Source organism: Sphingomonas sediminicola (assembly GCF_049991885.1).
Lineage (GTDB): Bacteria > Pseudomonadota > Alphaproteobacteria > Sphingomonadales > Sphingomonadaceae > Sphingomicrobium > Sphingomicrobium sediminicola.
This window is the reverse complement of the sequence record NZ_CP178916.1, coordinates 2626270-2642512: the sequence shown is the minus strand read 5'-3', so window position 1 is coordinate 2642512 and position 16243 is coordinate 2626270. Positions and strand designations below refer to the sequence as shown.

General features: G+C 62.7%; 15 protein-coding genes. 8 read left to right on the top strand and 7 right to left on the bottom strand.

What is annotated here, in order from left to right:
- Positions 1–35 precede the first annotated feature (35 nt).
- A complete protein-coding gene (nhaA, locus tag ACMC5O_RS13760; RefSeq protein ID WP_426693023.1) occupies positions 36–1274 on the top strand; it encodes a Na+/H+ antiporter NhaA in 1239 nt (412 codons plus the stop codon).
- Positions 1274–2278 carry a histone deacetylase family protein gene (locus ACMC5O_RS13755; RefSeq protein WP_187708306.1) on the top strand — a complete coding sequence of 335 codons (1005 nt, stop codon included), beginning with the start codon at positions 1274–1276 and terminating at the stop codon, positions 2276–2278. Before nhaA ends, ACMC5O_RS13755 begins: the two co-directional genes overlap by 1 nt.
- Here ACMC5O_RS13755 and ACMC5O_RS13750 read toward each other — a convergent pair.
- The 3 genes from ACMC5O_RS13750 to sucC are packed head-to-tail and all read right to left on the bottom strand — an operon-like array spanning position 2275 to position 5175.
- The gene (locus ACMC5O_RS13750) at positions 2275–3204 is read right to left on the bottom strand and encodes an electron transfer flavoprotein subunit alpha/FixB family protein (protein ID WP_187708307.1); all 930 of its coding nucleotides are present in this window, start codon (positions 3202–3204) and stop codon (positions 2275–2277) included. The genes ACMC5O_RS13755 and ACMC5O_RS13750 overlap by 4 nt on opposite strands.
- Positions 3201–3950, bottom strand: a complete 750-nt coding sequence (locus ACMC5O_RS13745; RefSeq protein WP_187708308.1) for an electron transfer flavoprotein subunit beta/FixA family protein — start codon at positions 3948–3950, stop codon at positions 3201–3203. Before ACMC5O_RS13745 ends, ACMC5O_RS13750 begins: the two co-directional genes overlap by 4 nt.
- Before the next feature lie 19 nt (positions 3951–3969).
- Positions 3970–5175 carry an ADP-forming succinate--CoA ligase subunit beta gene (sucC, locus tag ACMC5O_RS13740; protein ID WP_426693022.1) on the bottom strand — a complete coding sequence of 402 codons (1206 nt, stop codon included), beginning with the start codon at positions 5173–5175 and terminating at the stop codon, positions 3970–3972.
- A gap of 191 nt (positions 5176–5366) precedes the next feature.
- Between sucC and dinB the strand changes: the two genes are divergently transcribed.
- From dinB to ACMC5O_RS13715, 5 genes are all read left to right on the top strand, one after another.
- Positions 5367–6446, top strand: a complete 1080-nt coding sequence (gene dinB, locus ACMC5O_RS13735; protein WP_187708309.1) for a DNA polymerase IV — start codon at positions 5367–5369, stop codon at positions 6444–6446.
- A gap of 219 nt (positions 6447–6665) precedes the next feature.
- A complete protein-coding gene (locus ACMC5O_RS13730) occupies positions 6666–7205 on the top strand; it encodes a CarD family transcriptional regulator (RefSeq protein WP_187708310.1) in 540 nt (179 codons plus the stop codon).
- 123 nt (positions 7206–7328) lie between these two features.
- Positions 7329–8051 carry a head GIN domain-containing protein gene (locus ACMC5O_RS13725; protein WP_187708311.1) on the top strand — a complete coding sequence of 241 codons (723 nt, stop codon included), beginning with the start codon at positions 7329–7331 and terminating at the stop codon, positions 8049–8051.
- Between the two features lie 34 nt (positions 8052–8085).
- Positions 8086–8784: a GIN domain-containing protein gene (locus tag ACMC5O_RS13720; RefSeq protein WP_426693021.1), complete on the top strand. Its 699-nt coding sequence runs from the start codon at positions 8086–8088 to the stop codon at positions 8782–8784.
- Positions 8785–9005: 221 nt separating this feature from the next.
- The gene (locus tag ACMC5O_RS13715; RefSeq protein WP_187708314.1) at positions 9006–9677 is read left to right on the top strand and encodes a DUF4956 domain-containing protein; all 672 of its coding nucleotides are present in this window, start codon (positions 9006–9008) and stop codon (positions 9675–9677) included.
- On the opposite strand, the gene ACMC5O_RS13710 is transcribed toward ACMC5O_RS13715, so the two are convergent.
- The 4 genes from ACMC5O_RS13710 to ACMC5O_RS13695 all read right to left on the bottom strand — a co-directional run bounded on the left by ACMC5O_RS13710 (position 9670) and on the right by ACMC5O_RS13695 (position 13867).
- Positions 9670–10710, bottom strand: coding sequence for a hypothetical protein (locus tag ACMC5O_RS13710; RefSeq protein ID WP_426693020.1), 1041 nt, complete (start codon positions 10708–10710; stop codon positions 9670–9672). The genes ACMC5O_RS13715 and ACMC5O_RS13710 overlap by 8 nt on opposite strands.
- Before the next feature lie 63 nt (positions 10711–10773).
- The gene (locus ACMC5O_RS13705) at positions 10774–11823 is read right to left on the bottom strand and encodes a M48 family metallopeptidase (RefSeq protein ID WP_426693019.1); all 1050 of its coding nucleotides are present in this window, start codon (positions 11821–11823) and stop codon (positions 10774–10776) included.
- Between the two features lie 6 nt (positions 11824–11829).
- Complete coding sequence (locus ACMC5O_RS13700) at positions 11830–12930, bottom strand: YjgN family protein (RefSeq protein WP_187708317.1); 1101 nt, start codon at positions 12928–12930, stop codon at positions 11830–11832.
- Between the two features lie 79 nt (positions 12931–13009).
- Positions 13010–13867 (bottom strand): M48 family metalloprotease, encoded by an 858-nt coding sequence (locus ACMC5O_RS13695; protein WP_187708318.1) that lies wholly within the window; start codon positions 13865–13867, stop codon positions 13010–13012.
- Between the two features lie 318 nt (positions 13868–14185).
- Here ACMC5O_RS13695 and thrS point away from each other — a divergent pair, with 318 nt between their 5' ends.
- Positions 14186–16201: a threonine--tRNA ligase gene (gene thrS / locus ACMC5O_RS13690; RefSeq protein ID WP_187708319.1), complete on the top strand. Its 2016-nt coding sequence runs from the start codon at positions 14186–14188 to the stop codon at positions 16199–16201.
- Positions 16202–16243 lie beyond the last annotated feature (42 nt).

The following is a 16243-nucleotide window of genomic DNA, read 5'->3' as shown; positions in this document are numbered from 1 at the left end:
CTTTTCTTGTCGGGCTGTAACGCTAAGACACCTTGATGGCCGGCGGCGCTCGCGAACTCCAGCAACAGGAAAAGATTGGCGGCCTCCTGCTGATGGCGGCTGCTGCCGTAGCATTGATTCTCGCCAACAGCGGCTTTGCCGAGGGCTATCACGCAGCGCTCGAAACGACATTCGGCCCGCCCATGCCGCGCTTCGGGATCCTGTCGCTTCACGAATGGATTGCCGATGGCCTGATGGCAATCTTCTTCCTCCTTGTCGGGCTCGAAGTGAAGCGTGAATGGTACCAGGGGCGTCTCTCCACTCCGGCCGCGCGTCGTCTGCCGATCGTCGCAGCGGTTGCGGGAATGGCCATTCCCGCGTTGATCTACCTCGCGGTGACCGGGTTCGATCCAACCTTGGTCCGCGGCTGGGCGATTCCGTCGGCTACCGATATCGCCTTCGCCGTAGGTATGCTTGCGCTGCTCGGATCGAGCGCCAACCCCTCGCTCAAGCTTATCCTAGTAGCCATTGCGATCATCGACGACATCGGCGCCGTGATCATCATCGCACTCGTCTACACGGCTGGTCTAGATGCCATGGCGATCGGGGGCGCTGCGGTAGTATTTGGGGCAATGGCCCTGTTGAACCTGTTCGGGGTTCGCCGCCTCTGGCCTTACATGATCGGCTTCGCCCTGCTCTGGTACGCGATGCTGGCGAGCGGAATTCACGCCACCATATCGGGAGTGCTCGCAGCCCTGACCATCCCGCTTGCCCGAGGCGAAGCCCATTCGCCGCTTAAACGGCTTGAGCATCGCATCCATCCATGGGTGATGCTTGCGATCGTGCCCTTGTTCGGACTGGCAAGCGCAGGCGTGCACATCGACGGACTGGGCGAGGTCCTGCAGCCGTTGCCGTTGGCTATCATGGCCGGGCTATTCGTCGGAAAGCAGGTCGGCGTGTTCGGATCGATCTGGCTGATGGTCCGGTTCGGCGTCGTGGAGCGGGAGCCGAGCACGCCGTGGATCCAGCTTTATGGGGCTGCGCTGCTAACGGGTATCGGTTTTACGATGAGCCTTTTCATCGGGGCGCTCGCTTTTCCGAACGATCCGGAGCTGGTCGATGCGGCCCGGCTTGGAACGATTGCGGGATCCATCATGGCGGGCGTGAGCGGCTGGGCGTTGCTCTATTTCTCCCGGCCGTTCGTCGTCGAAGATGATCGCGACGAGGCGCTCGAAATTTTCGCTGGAGACTTCACCGAGCCGGCGGATGCGCCCCGGCCGAAAGCGGAACGCTGATGCGCTGCTTTTGGGGCGAGCAGCAGCGGGCCCACTCGCCGGCGGGGGAGTTCTTCAACGGCGGGGTGCATCCCGCGGCCGAGCATCCGGGGAGGGTCGATGCAATCCTGGAAGCGATCGGGACGACCGTCGCGCCTCCTGACCTTGGCTTGGACCCAATCCTTCGCGTCCACTCACACGACTACATCGAGTTCCTTCGGACGGCGTACGATCGATGGCGCGAAGCGGGACGCGAAGGCGATGCCTTTCCCTACACGTTCCCGGTCATCGGTAGGCGTCCGCTAAACCTAAGTCGCATCGACGCGCTGCTCGGCCAATATGGTTTCGACACGTCCACGCCGATTGCGGAAGGTACTTGGACGGCTGCCTATTGGGCCGCGCAGACGGCGCTCGCCGCGACTGAATTTGTACTTGGTGGTGAGCGATCGGCGTTCGCGGTTTGCCGGCCGCCCGGACATCATTGCGGCCGCGACTATCTCGGCGGCTACTCCTACCTCAGCAACGCAGCGATCGCGGCGGAACATGCGATTGCAGCCGGCAAGAAGCGCGTCGCAATCCTCGATGTCGACTACCACCACGGCAACGGGACCCAAGACATCTTCTATGCTCGAGCGGACGTGGCCTACGCGTCGATCCACGCGGAGCCTGGCACCGATTATCCCTTCTTCTGGGGACATGCCGATGAAACCGGGTCGGGCAAGGGCGAAGGCGCAACGCTCAACCTGCCTCTACCGCGCGGCACTGACTGGAACGGTTACGAGCCCGCGTTGTTCAAGGCGCTCGATTGGATTGATAGCCATGAACCCGAACTGCTGATCGTCTCGTATGGAGCGGACACGTACGAAGGCGACCCAATCAGCCACTTCGGGCTCAGGACCAGCGATTACGCGACGATGGCAAAGCGCATCGCGGCGCTCGGACTTCCGACCGTCGTCGTCATGGAAGGCGGGTACGCCATCGACGCGCTGGGCGCGAACGTCGTCACCTTTCTCAGCGGATTTTAGAGCTTCTCGGTCAGTTCCGGGACGATCTTGAAGAGATCGCCGACGAGGCCGATGTCCGCGACCTGGAAGATCGGGGCTTCTTCGTCCTTGTTGATGGCGACGATGACCTTCGAATCCTTCATCCCGGCGAGGTGCTGGATCGCGCCGGAGATGCCGATCGCGATATAGACCTCGGGAGCGACGATCTTGCCGGTCTGGCCGACCTGATAGTCGTTCGGCGCGTAGCCCGCATCGACCGCGGCGCGGCTGGCGCCGACGGCTGCGCCGAGCTTGTCGGCGAGCGGGTCGAGCAATGAATGGAACTGCTCCGACGAACCGAACGCGCGGCCGCCGGAGACGATGACCTTGGCGCTGGTAAGTTCAGGACGGTCGCTCTTCGAGGCTTCGAGGCCGACGAAGCTGCTGCTCCCGGAATCGCCGCCCACGTCGACATTCTCGACCGAGCCGCTGCCGCCTTCGCGTGCAGCCTTTTCAAACGCAGTGCCGCGAACGGTGAGCACCTTCTTCGCATCGCCAGTGCGGACGGTCGCAATCGCGTTGCCGGCGTAGATCGGGCGGGTGAACGTGTTCTCGTCCTCGACCGACAGGATCTCGGAAATCTGCATCACGTCGAGCAAGGCGGCGACGCGCGGAGCGATGTTCTTGCCGGTGGTCGTTGCCGGAGCGACGAACGCGTCGTGGCTCTCCATCAGCTTGGCGGCGACCGGGGCGACATTCTCCGCAAGGCCGTGATCGAGATGCGCGCCATCGGCGACGTGGACCTTGCCGATACCCGCGATCTTGGTCGCGGCGTCCGCGATGGCGCCGACATTGCTGCCGGCGACGAGCGCATGAACTTCGCCCAGCTTCGAGGCGGCGGTGACGGCCGCGAGCGTGGCGTCCTTGATCTGGCCGCCCTCGTGCTCGACGTAGACGAGCGTCTTCATGCCACCACTCCCAATGCCTTGAGTTTGCCAACCAGCTCGTCGACCGATCCGACCTTGTCGCCGGCCTGGCGCTTCGGCGGTTCGGTGACCTTCAGCGTTTCGAGGCGGCGCGAGATGTCGACGCCAAGCTCGTCCGGGGTCTTCGTCGCGAGCGGCTTCGACTTGGCCTTCATGATGTTCGGGAGCGAGGCGTAACGCGGCTCGTTCAGGCGAAGGTCGGTGGTGATCACGGCCGGAAGCTTCAGCTTGTCGGTTTCGAGACCGCCGTCGACCTCGCGGGTGACGCTGACCTCGCCGTCCGACGGATCCAGCTTCGACGCGAACGTGCCCTGCGGCCAGCCGAGAAGCGCCGCGAGCATCTGGCCCGTGGCGTTATTGTCGTCGTCGATCGCCTGCTTGCCGAGGATGATCAGCTGCGGCTGTTCTTCATCGGCAATCTTGGCGAGAAGCTTGGCGACGCCTAGCGGCTCGACCTCCTCGTCGGTCGTCACGTGGACCGCGCGATCAGCGCCCATGGCGAGAGCGGTTCGGAGCGTTTCCTGTGCCTTGGCCGGGCCGATGGAGACGACGACGATCTCCGTCGCAACGCCCTTTTCCTTCAGACGGATCGCCTCTTCGACGGCAATCTCGTCGAAGGGGTTCATGCTCATCTTCACATTGGTGAGATCGACGCCCGTGCCGTCCATCTTGACGCGCGGTTTCACGTTATAGTCGATCACCCGTTTTACGGCGACCAGCACCTTCATCGCGTAGCTCCCAGAATGCTCAGGCGGGAACCGCCTGGTTGACCTCGGCGACGATCTTCTTCGCCGCATCTCCGAGGTCGTTGGCAGCGATGATCGGAAGCCCGCTCATCGCCAAGATGTCCTTGCCCTGCTGGACGTTCGTGCCTTCCAGGCGAACCACCAGCGGCACCCGTAAATCGACTTCGCGCGCCGCTTCGACAATGCCTTCAGCGATGATGTCGCAGCGCATGATCCCCCCGAAGATGTTGACGAGGATGCCCTTCACCGCGGGATCGCTGAGGATGATCTTGAAGGCCGCGGTGACCTTTTCCTTCGAGGCGCCGCCGCCGACGTCGAGGAAGTTGGCCGGGAAGGCGCCGTTCAGTTTGATGATGTCCATCGTCGCCATGGCAAGGCCGGCGCCGTTGACCATGCAGCCGATGTTGCCGTCGAGCTTGATGTAGGCGAGGTCGTACTTCGAAGCCTCGATCTCCATCGGATCCTCTTCGGTGAGGTCCCGCATCTGCTCCAATTCCGGATGGCGGAACTCGGCATTGTTGTCGAAGCCGACCTTGGCATCGAGCACCAGCAGCTTGCCGTCGTCGGTGACGGCGAGCGGATTGATTTCGATCTGGGAAGCGTCGGTGCCGACGAACGCATTGTAGAGCTGCGGCAGAAGCTTGCCCGCCTGCTTGGCGAGATCGCCAGTGAGGCCGAGCGCCGCCGCCACGGCCCGCCCGTGATGCGGCATCAGTCCGGTCGCCGGATCGACGGTCAGCGTCTGAATCTTCTCAGGCGTGTCGTGAGCGACCTTCTCGATGTCCATACCGCCCTCGGTGGACGCGACGATGGCGATGCGGCCCGTCTCGCGATCGACAAGCAGCGCGAGGTAGAATTCCTTCGCGATGTCTACGCCATCGGTGATGTAGAGGCGCTGAACCTGCTTGCCCTGCGGACCCGTCTGAATCGTGACGAGCGTCTTGCCGAGCATTTCCTCGGCGTTGGCGCGGACTTCCTCGACCGACCTGGCGAGGCGGACGCCGCCCTTGGCGTCGGGTCCGAGCTCGGTGAACTTGCCCTTGCCGCGGCCACCGGCGTGGATCTGCGCCTTAACCACCCACAGCGGTCCCGGCAGCTTCTTCGCGGCTTCGACCGCTTCGTCGACGGACATGGCGGCGTAACCGGCGGGAACCGGCACTCCGAACTTCGCGAGCAGCTCTTTGGCTTGATATTCGTGGATATTCATCGGGGCGCCCTTAAACAGATTGGAGAGCGCGATGCAAAGCTCGACCGCTCGGTCAGGGTGACGATCATGTCAGTCGACTGATTGAAACCGGGGGGTCTTCCACTTCTTCCACTTCGTCACCTTGCGAACCCCGTCAAAGTTGCGGTCGTAATGCCTAGACTTCCTGGGTCGCTGTAGGACAGTGAAATCGCGTGGCCGACTCCGACAAGCCCGTCCGCAAGATCATCCATGTCGACATGGATGCTTTCTACGCGTCGGTCGAACAACGCGACGATCCTGAACTGAGGGGTAAGCCGGTTGCCGTCGGCGGCGGGCACCGCGGTGTGGTCACGGCCGCGAGCTATGAGGCCCGGCCGTTCGGCGTGCGGTCGGCGATGCCGTCAGTCACGGCCAAAAGGAAATGCCCTGAGCTGATCTTCGTGAAGCCGCGGTTTGACGTGTACCGTGAGGTATCGCGGCAAATCCGGGCGATCTTCGCCGACTATACCGACCTGATCGAGCCGCTCAGCCTCGACGAGGCCTATCTCGACGTGACTGCGGACCAGCGAGGCCTCGGCACGGCGCGCGCAACCGCCGAGGAAATCCGTCGCCGCATCCGCGAGGAAACCGGCCTCACCGCCTCGGCCGGCGTTTCCTATTGCAAGTTCGTCGCTAAGCTCGCTTCCGACCAGAACAAGCCCGACGGCCTTTGCGTCATCACCCCCGAGCGGGCGCAGGCCTATATCGCCGCTTTGCCCGTCTCGCGCTTCCACGGGATTGGCCCGGTTACGGCCTGCAAGCTTGAAGCGCTCGGTATTCAAACTGGGGCGGACTTGCAGGAGCGGAGCCTAGCAGAACTGGAGACGCGGTTCGGCAGTTCCGGCCGCTGGTACTGGCGCATCTGCCGGGGGATCGACGAGCGGGAGGTGAAGCCGGACCGGCCGTACAAGTCGGTCAGCGCCGAGCGCACTTTCGACGACGATTTGCGCGATCCCGAACGCCTCGCCGCGGAGCTGACGCGCATCGCCGGCTATGCCTGGGACCGCATCGAGCGAGCTGCGGTTTCGGGGCGGACCGTCACGCTCAAAGTGAAATTCGCGGACTTCGAGATCATCACCCGATCTAAGAGTTTCGGAACCACGCTGGGGCGTTGCGAGTTTGAATCGGCGGGCCAAGCCCTCCTTGCGGCACTGCACCCACTACCGAAAGGCATACGATTGCTCGGACTGGGATTGCACAATTTAATCGAAGTTAATGCCGCACAGTCGCGTCAGTTGGGATTAGCGATCTAATTGAGCAATTAGATGGGGATGGCGCTGTGGATAGATTCGACTCAGGGTGGTTTTTCGAGATCAGTTGTGATATAAAATTGTAATAGAGGCCCTCGCAATCAGCGAAGGCCATTTTTGCAGGAACCGGAAACAGGCAAGGAGCCGCGACCGAACGGGTCGTTTTGGGGGACGATGCGAGCAACGTGTCGGCTCTAGTCTGCCGTAACGGAAAGGATAGCAATGGCTGCGAAGGCGCTTAGCTTCGACGTTGGCGATTATGTGGTGTACCCCAAGCATGGAGTCGGCCGGGTGGTCGAGCTGCAGAGCACCGAAATCGCCGGAACCAGCCTCGATCTCTACGTGCTGAGGTTCGAGAAGGAGAAGATGACTCTTCGCGTTCCCGTGCTGAAGGCTGACTCGGTCGGCATGCGCAAGCTTTCGTCCGACAAGACGATGAAGGACGCTCTCGAGACCCTGAAGGGCAAGCCCAAGGTCAAGCGCACCATGTGGTCGCGCCGCGCTCAGGAGTATGAGGCGAAGATCAACTCGGGCGACTTGACCTCGATCGCGGAAGTGACCCGCGACCTGTTCCGCCCGGACGATGCTCCGGAGCAGAGCTACTCCGAGCGTCAGATCTTTGAGGCGGCTTCGTCGCGCCTGGCCCGCGAGCTCGGCGCCATGGAGCAGACCGACGAGAAGGCCGCGCTGGCGAAGATCCTCGAGATCCTCAACAAGGCATGGCCGATCCACAACAAGGCCAAGGAAGTCGCGAACGCCTAAGCGTTTCGCTTCCGCTTAAAGAACAAGGGCGTGCTCCAAAGCGGAGCGCGCCCTTTCTTTTTGCGCTTGCCCTTCGCATCTGCCCTAGTGTATTAGTTCGGTAATACGCTTGAGGAGGTACTGATGAAAAGGGCGATCGTGTTTGGAATCGTAGCGGCAGCGGCGGCTATGGCCGGTTGCAGCGAAGCGCGAGGCGAGAATGGCGGGCCGGTGGTCGACCGGACCTACAAGGTCGGCGGGTTCGACCGGATTGCCCTTGCCGGCGCCTACAACACGACCGTTCGCACCGGCGCGGCTCCAGGCGTCCGCGCCCACGGCAACCAGAAGGCGATCGACAATCTCGAAGTGGAAGTAAAGGACGGGATCCTCGTCATCCGCCACAAGTCGCGCATGGGCTTCAGCTGGGGCTCCGGCCACGGTAAGGTAACGTTGGACGTGACCGTCCCGAGCCTGCGCGGCGCGGAGCTCGCCGGGTCGGGCGACATCAACATTGATAAGGTAGCCGGCGACAGCTTCGACGGCGCGATTGCGGGGTCAGGAAACCTGAAGCTAGCCAAGGTCGAAGTCGGCAAGCTCAAGCTGTCGATTGCCGGTTCGGGCAATGCTTCCGCCGGCTCCGGCCGCGCAAAATCAGCCGAATATGAAATCGCCGGATCGGGCGGGATCGACGCCAAGGGCGTCGCTGTCGAAACCGCGGCGGTCTCCATTGCGGGATCGGGAGATGTCGCGGGTCAGGCAAGCACGACCGCCTCGGTCGACATCATGGGATCGGGCAACGTCGAGATGACCGGCGGCGCCAAGTGCACGGTCTCGAAGGCAGGCTCCGGCTCGGCCCGCTGCTCATAGTGACATCTTAACCATGACAAGCGAGAGTGGCGGCATGAACAGGACCGCCATTTTCGTTTTCTGCCTCGTCTCACTCGCTTCGCCGGCAATCGCGGCCGAGCGCACCTTGAGCGTGACGACCTTCGATCGCGTTCGCGTCGATGGACCCTATAAGGTGAAGGTCACGACGGGTGTCTCGCCTTACGCGAAGGTCAGCGGATCATCCGCCGCCATCGACGGAGTCTCGGTCGACCAGCAGGGTCAGACCCTGATCATCCGGGCAAACCCCTCGTCATGGGGCGGAGCGTATCCAGGCGAGGGACGCGGCCCGGTCGAAATCTCCGTGGGAACCCTCAATCTGTCGGCGGCCTGGGTCAACGGCTCCGGGTCGCTGGCCGTGGATCGTGTGAAGGGATTATCCTTCAACCTCGCCGTCCAGGGGTCCGGCTCGGCCGCTATCGGCAACGCCGCCGTCGACCAGATGGAGATCGGCATTGCCGGCGCCGGAAGCGTCATTCTAGCCGGTGCTGCGCCGAAGCTAACCGCGATCGTTCGCGGCACCTCTTCGCTCGATGCATCCGCACTTGCAGTAAAGGACGTCACCGTCGGAGCCGAGGGCCCCTCACAGGTGCGGCTCAACGTGAGCAACAGCGCCAAGGTCGACGCCCGCGGCGTGGCGAGCGTGGAGATCGCGGGCGGTCCGGCCTGCACGGTCAAGGCGCAGGGCTCTGCCGTCGTCACCGGTTGCCGCTAACCTAATCACCGGAACTTCGCTCGACCCGGAATCGTTACCTCACCACACCAAAACAGTGGGAGCCAAGCGATGTATATCGGTATCGGCGGTCTCATTTTGTTGATCATCCTTTTGATCATCCTGTTCTGAGAACAGTTCGAGATTAGACCAGAATAGAAGGCGCAGCCGTCGAGAGGCGGCTGCGCTTCTTCTTTCGTTTCGCTTGTGTCAGGATGCTCGCAATGCTGGCGCTGCGTCTCTTCGCGAAGCTGACCGCATATTATGTCGCGGTCACTGCGATCGTCCTGATCGCGTTGCGTCTATTTCCGTATCTTCGCGAATATATGCCATTTGGCGGGGTCGAGGCCTTGATGTCCGGCCCGCGGACCACTGGCCTCGATGGAATGCTCGCGCCGAGCCCGGCGGCGGCCGAGATCGGCAATCTCCGCGAGAGCCTCTACTGGCTGACGATCACCATACTGGGCGCGCTGCTGACGGCCCTGCCCGGCAGTTGGGTCTATATCGCGATCCGCAATCCCAAGGATTACGACCAGTCGCTGGTCGACACGATCATCATCCTACCGATCGTCGTCACCAGCATCATCATCATCGTCCAGAACTCGCTGGCGCTCGCCTTCTCGATCGCCGGGATCGCGGCAGCCGTGCGCTTCCGCAATTCGCTCAAGAGCTCGGGCGATGCCCTGTTCATCCTGCTCGCGGTCGGCATCGGCCTGTCGGCGGGGATCGGCGCGCTGGAGCTGGCGATCGTGATGACGATCGCGTTCAACTACACGTTCCTGATCCTGTGGGTGACCGATTACGGCGACCGGCGCGGCCTCAAGAAACGCTACATGACCGACTGCGATCCGGACGTGAAACCGGCCGCGGCAGCGCCTCCCGCCGATCTTACCTGATACAGGTCTTCAGCAACCGCCGATTGACATCCTCGTCGGTAGCAATGTCTTGGAAGAAGCCTTCCAGATAGGCCGCTGCCTTCTGCTGCCGACCCCCCTCCAGGCCCGGCACGGTTCCGAGGACCCCGACAATCTCTGCCCTCTTCGCTCGAAACTCAGCCGCGACATCAAGCGCCTGGCGGTTGTGGACGCAGTAGCCGCGATACCGACGCTGTTTGACGGTATCGATCCCCAGACCGTCGGGGGGCAACGCATAGGGTGGATTGACCAGTCCCGAGACGTCGAAGTCGTAGGGCACGGGGATAATGCCATATTGCGCACCCGCCGCTCGCCCGAGCAGCTTGAAATTGTGGCAGCAGGTGTCGCCTGCCGGGCCCGCGCGCATCGACCAGTCGGTGTTGCCGATCATATATTCGAACATCGCCGCCCGGGCCGACGTCACCGGGTCCAGCTGCGAGGGCGCGATGCGCGCGGCGATGCGCAGCTCCGCCAGCGAATTCCTTTTTGCCGCGTCGTCGGGATCCTCAATGAAGAATCCGGTCTTGGACGCTACGGCCCGGCCGTTTTGCTCGACATAGTCGAATGTGCCGAGGCGCGCCCGGAGGCCAAGCGGACTGAGCACATTGAACATCCGGTAAGCCGCATATTCCAACAGGACATATTGCTGGTGATCGGATGGATTGCGGCAATGCGTAACGAGCTTGAGCCTTTTCTGCCGGTCGAACAGCGACTGCGTGGGAGGCTTGGCGGTGAACTGGACGCCGAGCGGCGGGAACGAGCAGGCGACCTTGGTCCGCCGAAGGATTCCGCGCGGCGAGAGCAGGATCGGAAGAGTTTCCGCCCCTGCCTGCAGCACGGCTGGCCTCGCAGTCCGTGCCGGCGCCGGCGTCGAGACGACTGCCGAAATCGGCCCCTTGATCGTCACGTGGATCGGCTGATCTTCCGAAAACAGGCGGGTGGCCGGTTTGGACGCCGGTGCGACCGGCTGCGCCGCAGCCGCTAGCAAGACCGCCAGTGCGAGCCGTGCCGCCATCCGCAACTCCCGCGAATTCCCACCTAGAGGGCCTCCAATCGCGGAAGCTTGTCAAGCTTGGCGCTAGGATTGCTCTCCCGATCGGCACATCAGCTTGAGCGCGTGGAATTCGCCGTCAGACAAGGCGTGCCGATAGGTGACCCCCTTCTGCGCCGCGGCGACGAAGCGCTCCGCGCGTTTCCGGCTGAGTGGATGGCTCTGCAGGAACTCGCCCGTGAAGCCCGGCTCTTCGCCCATCTCGTTGGCCAGCTGGACGAACAGGTCGCCAGTTGGCTTCGGAGAGATGTTGGCGCGGCGCAGCATCACGATTGCGTCGCGGTCCGCCTCCGCCTCATTCTCCCGTGTGTAGGACAGCGAGACCAGTTGCTGCGCGTTCACGCCGACGTCGCCGGCGAAGAGGCGGATCAGCGCTCCGATTCCAAGCTCCCGGATAAGCGCCTGGGTAACGTGCCGCCGGCGGACATGGGCGATCTCGTGGGCAACGACGCCGGCGAGCGCATCCGGGTCCTCGACCTCGTCCAGGGCACCCTGGAAGACGACGATGTGAGCGCCCGGAAGCGCGGCTGCGTTAAAGATCGGGAAGTCCAGGGTCGCGATCCTGATCGCGTTCGGTCCGTGCGTCGCACCAGGATCGAGCCGCTCGACCAGCTTATCGAGCACGCGCTGCCCTTCAGCTCCGCGGCACCGATTGTCGCCAAAGTCACCGACGATGGCGTCCCCGACGTTGCGCTCCCAGCTTTCGGGCACATGCGGCGCGATCCATTTCGGCGACAGATAACCGATGGCGACGATCCCCGCGGTGATCACGCCGAAGGTGACCAGCGCAGGAACCAGCCCGATGCGGTCGATCCATCGGCCGTATCGCTCTTCCTTGCCGAGCAGCGGATCGAAGTCCGATTTCGCCGCGGCTGGGACGAGCAGCCGCCAGCCCTCGCGGTCGCTCCGGCCGATGCGGAGTTTGTCGGGATCGCGGTCGATCCGCCGCAGGACGGCGGCATCGATCGTTTCCAGCGATCCGTCCGAATGCGTCAGCTGGAGCTTGCCGCCAATCGGTTCAGCGCGAACCTCGCGACGGTCGCCGGTGACGCCGTCGTACAGGATGCCGTCGATCATCGCCGGTCAGATCGCGCCAACGTCGAAGGCATCGGCCCAGCCTTCCGCCTCACGCGGCGCAGCCACGGTCGAGCGGGTCAGCTGGTCGAGGTTCACGACGCCGTACACGTGCATGTGCCGCACCATGAACGCCCATTGGCGGTAGCCCCAGAATGCCAGCCCGAAACCAAAAGTTACGATCGCGAGGCCAATATTGCCTAGGAACAGCTTCAGCCAATCCCAGGTCGTCGCGTCGAAGCCGAACTCGATATCGCCGAGCGTCGTAGCGGCAGCGGCGTTCCGATAGAATTTGGCGTACCAGTGAAGGGTCGCGAGAGGCAGGACGATGTAAAAAAGGACCAGGATCACGCCCAGAACGCCCCCGAGACCGGCCATCTTCTCGGGGTCTGCCTCTTGGCCATCAAGCTTCGCCGTGATCACGATCATCGCGATGGCCGCACTGACAGCCATGAGCAGCAGCGGCGCAATATAAACCCATACCCAGCGCGCTTTCAGGCCTTTGGCGGTCAGGTCAGCCCGGAACTGAAGCGGTCCGAAGCTCATGGCCTTCCAGCGTGAATTCCAGAGGCGCGTTGCTGCCCAAGGGTACATGATGAACATCGTCATGAATGACAGTGCATGGCGGCCAAGATATTCGCCGCCATAGTTCCAGCCGGGATTGTCGCTGCCTCCGCGGATTCCGTGCCACCACGTCCTCGACAGCCGGTACCTAAGCGCCCTGAAGCGGGCGACGCCGGCGAGATAGAAGAAGGCGATGTAGAACAGGAACATGAGCCCGCCCGCCGCAGCTTCCTTGCCGCGCGCGACGAGCGCCGGGAACAGGAACTGGATGAAGACGAAGAACGGAAGGATGAACGCGACGACCATTAGGAAGCCGAAGAACATTTCCTTCCCCGTGCCGGTCCATTCGAGACCGTCGTCGACGATGTGCGTGCGCGACCATAGATAGCGGCGCTGGCGCGCGGTCGCCCAGAAGCGGTAGATGCCCAGAGTGACGATGATCAGCGCGACATTGGTCGCCGCGATCGGAAGATATTCCCGCCAGTTCCCGGTGAAGCGAATGGCACGCTCGTCCCCGTCGGCGGGCCACGCCTTGTAGCTATCCATTACTCGATCCCCCTCCCGAGCCGGGCGAAACTGCAATCAATAAAGAAGGTTGGCAAGTGGGCCGGATCGGCCGGGGTGCCTAATGAGTCGGCAATGGCGTCTTTCTCGGTCCGATGGTCATATGGCAGTAATTGAAGAGGGCATCCGCTTGCTCCGAAGACAAGGCCGGACGCACCCAAAACGCAGCCGATTTGTCAGGAATGTCCCGCCAGAGTTTCGCGCGGTTCTGCCCGAAGCCGAAATGCATGTAATATTGTTCTTTGCCGAAGCTTCTGTTCGCCTCCCGCTCCTGTTCCATCCTTTCGAACAGCTCTGCGCCCGCTTGGGTTCGGATACCTCCGGCCATCAGCATCGAAACGGCTTGCAGATCCGCTTTCCTTTCTTCTTCCTCTGAGAAAACAAGGAGCTGTTCCGGTCGTCGATCTCCAGCAATTCTGCCTATGAGTCCGCCAATCGTCCCACTCGCCCGAAGCGCAGCTCGAACTGGATCCCCGTTTCGGAGATGAGCAACTTCATGAGCGAGCAGCGCGGCTAATTCTTCTGGATCAGTGGTGGTCAGGAACGCGTTCGAAACATAGAGCCGATTGCCGGGCAGACTTGAGACCAGGAAGGCACCTTCGTTGCCCACGACCTGAATACGAACCGATTTCGCAATCGCGGGATCGATACGTTCGAGGAGTACTCGTAAAGCCAAATCGCCCTTGGCGGATTTACAGTAGCTTCCGTAGTCGGATCGCACATCTTCGGGAACGAGCCGCCGTTCTACGCTGGCTGGCACCAGCGGCGCCAACCAATCTGGCGGAACCTTCACAAGTTCGATGACCAGCATTGTCCCGACGAAAATGCCGATGTGCCAAACTTTGGCTGCACCCCAGCGAAGTCTTCGGCGGCGACCGCTGACCTGTCCGCGAATCTGCTCCGCAAGCGCGCCGGACATTCGGAGCTCCCAACCGCGTCGTCCAGTCCGGCCAAGCTTCAGCTGAAACGGATCTGACGACAGGCGCCGAAGGGACTGTAGAGGGACGAAATCGAGCTGCCCGGACCTGTCGACTACCAACTCGCGATCGTTCAGCTCAAGCCGGACGGACACCGGCGAGGCTCCGCGCGAGGCGGTGAGAATGCCGTAATTACTCAATGACTCATCAGCTTTCCCCGAGCTGCCGCACGATTATCTGAACTCTGGCGTCGGCAGCAACCGCCAGCTGATGCTTGCGCGGTTGAGAGGGATGCGGTCCGTCGCTACATGCGCCCTGCAATGACCAAGATGTTCAAGATCGCGCTTCCCGACGGCTCGGTACGGGAGATGCCCGAGGGTTCGACACCCGCGGACGTTGCTGCCGCGATCGGGCCGGGCCTCGCCAAGGCCGCGCTTGCCGCCAAGATCGACGGCGAAGTGCGCGACATCATGCGACCGTTCGAGGGCGATTCCAGCCTCGCGCTGATCACCTCACGCGATGAGAAGGACGCGCTTGAGCTCGTCCGCCACGACTTCGCGCATATCCTCGCCGAGGCGGTCCAGAACCTCTTTCCGGGAACCCAAATCACCTTCGGGCCCGCGACTGATGACGGATTCTATTACGACTTCGCGCCGACCGCGGAGCATGGCCCCTTCACCGACGAAGACTTGCCCGCGATCGAGGAAGAGATGCGGCGAATCATCGCTCGCGACGAACCGCTGATCCGCGAAGTCTGGACTCGCGAGAATGTCCGCGCCTTCTTCGAGCGCACCGGTGAAGCGTTCAAGGCGGAATGGGTGATGGAACTGCCCGAGGGCGAGCCCATCACCATGTATCGGTCGGGCAAAGGCGAAAACGCCTGGATGGATCTCTGTCGGGGTCCGCACCTCGCTTCGACCGGAAAGGTCGACCCCAACGCGTTCAAGCTGACCCGCGTGTCGGGCGCTTACTGGCGCGGCGATCCCAAGAACCCGATGCTTTCGCGCATCTACGGGACCGCCTGGCTCAACAAGAAGCAGCTCGACGAACACCTCGTTCGGCTCGAGGAAGCGGCCAAGCGCGACCATCGCAAGATCGGCCAGGAGATGGACCTGTTCCACCTCCAGCCCGAGGCGCAGGGCAGCGTCTTCTGGCACCCGAACGGCTACATCGTGTGGCGCCAGCTGGAGGCCTACATGCGCCGCCGGCTCGACGTTGCGGGCTATCTCGAGATCAAGACCCCGCAGCTGATGAACGCCAGGCAGTGGGAGCGTTCCGGCCACTGGGGCAAGTATCGCGAGAACATGTTCGTCGTTCCCGACGAGATTCCGTCGACCGAGGACGATGCGCCGATCCTGTCCGGCGATGCCGAGTTGATGGCGCTTAAGCCGATGAACTGCCCCGCGCACATCCTGGTCTTCAAGCAGGGCATCAAAAGCTACCGCGACCTGCCGGTGCGTTTTGCCGAATTCGGCTGCTGCCACCGCAACGAGCCGCACGGAGCGCTGCACGGCATCATGCGCGTGCGCCAGTTCACCCAGGACGACGCGCACATCTTCGTCACCCAGGAGCAATTGGTCGACGAGGTCGTCGCATTCTGCGACCTGCTCGACAGCGTCTATCGCGACCTCGGCTTCGACAAATATGCGATCAAGCTCGCGCTGCGGCCGGAGAAGCGCTTCGGCTCGGACGAAATGTGGGACTGGTCAGAGCAATCGCTTCGCGATGCGGTCGCTGCCGCAGGCCGCAACACCGAGGAATTTGGCTGGGAGGAGCTACCCGGCGAGGGCGCTTTCTACGCGCCGAAGCTGGAGTTCCATCTGTCGGACGCGATCGGCCGCACCTGGCAGGTCGGCACCATCCAGACCGATACCGTGCTGCCGGAACGCCTGGACGCCACCTACATCGGCGAGGACGGCGAAAAACACCGGCCGATTATGCTCCACCGCGCGATCATCGGCACGTTCGAGCGCTTCCTAGGCATCCTGATCGAGCATTATGCGGGCAAGTTCCCGCTGTGGCTGGCGCCGGTGCAGGCCGTCGTCACCACCATCGTGTCGGACGCGGACGACTATGCGAAGGACGTCGCGGCCAGGTTCGCGAGCCAGGGAATCCGGGTCGAGACCGACCTTCGCAATGAGAAGATCAACTACAAGGTGCGCGAGCACTCGCTGAAGAAGGTCCCGCTGCTGCTGGTCGTCGGCAAGCGCGAAGCCGAGGAAGGCACCGTCGCCCTGCGCCGCCTCGGCTCTGAGGAACGGCAATTGATCATGACCGTTGATGAAGCGATCTCGATGATCGTCGAGGAAGCGATTCCGCCGGACCTGAAACGCTGACCGTCTGACGACTCTTCGCAACAGGTCGCGGCAAAAATGACG

Bases quoted from the DNA above. Each gene is read 5' to 3' on its own strand.
- nhaA (WP_426693023.1), top strand. From the start codon at position 36: ATGGCCGGCGGCGCTCGCGAACTCCAGCAACAGGAAAAGATTGGCGGC.
- ACMC5O_RS13755 (WP_187708306.1), top strand. From the start codon at position 1,274: ATGCGCTGCTTTTGGGGCGAGCAGCAGCGGGCCCACTCGCCGGCGGGG.
- ACMC5O_RS13750 (WP_187708307.1), bottom strand. From the start codon at position 3,204: ATGAAGACGCTCGTCTACGTCGAGCACGAGGGCGGCCAGATCAAGGAC.
- ACMC5O_RS13745 (WP_187708308.1), bottom strand. From the start codon at position 3,950: ATGAAGGTGCTGGTCGCCGTAAAACGGGTGATCGACTATAACGTGAAA.
- sucC (WP_426693022.1), bottom strand. From the start codon at position 5,175: ATGAATATCCACGAATATCAAGCCAAAGAGCTGCTCGCGAAGTTCGGA.
- ACMC5O_RS13730 (WP_187708310.1), top strand. From the start codon at position 6,666: ATGGCTGCGAAGGCGCTTAGCTTCGACGTTGGCGATTATGTGGTGTAC.
- ACMC5O_RS13725 (WP_187708311.1), top strand. From the start codon at position 7,329: ATGAAAAGGGCGATCGTGTTTGGAATCGTAGCGGCAGCGGCGGCTATG.
- ACMC5O_RS13720 (WP_426693021.1), top strand. From the start codon at position 8,086: ATGAACAGGACCGCCATTTTCGTTTTCTGCCTCGTCTCACTCGCTTCG.
- ACMC5O_RS13715 (WP_187708314.1), top strand. From the start codon at position 9,006: ATGCTGGCGCTGCGTCTCTTCGCGAAGCTGACCGCATATTATGTCGCG.
- ACMC5O_RS13710 (WP_426693020.1), bottom strand. From the start codon at position 10,710: ATGGCGGCACGGCTCGCACTGGCGGTCTTGCTAGCGGCTGCGGCGCAG.
- ACMC5O_RS13705 (WP_426693019.1), bottom strand. From the start codon at position 11,823: ATGATCGACGGCATCCTGTACGACGGCGTCACCGGCGACCGTCGCGAG.
- ACMC5O_RS13700 (WP_187708317.1), bottom strand. From the start codon at position 12,930: ATGGATAGCTACAAGGCGTGGCCCGCCGACGGGGACGAGCGTGCCATT.
- ACMC5O_RS13695 (WP_187708318.1), bottom strand. From the start codon at position 13,867: ATGTCCGGCGCGCTTGCGGAGCAGATTCGCGGACAGGTCAGCGGTCGC.
- thrS (WP_187708319.1), top strand. From the start codon at position 14,186: ATGACCAAGATGTTCAAGATCGCGCTTCCCGACGGCTCGGTACGGGAG.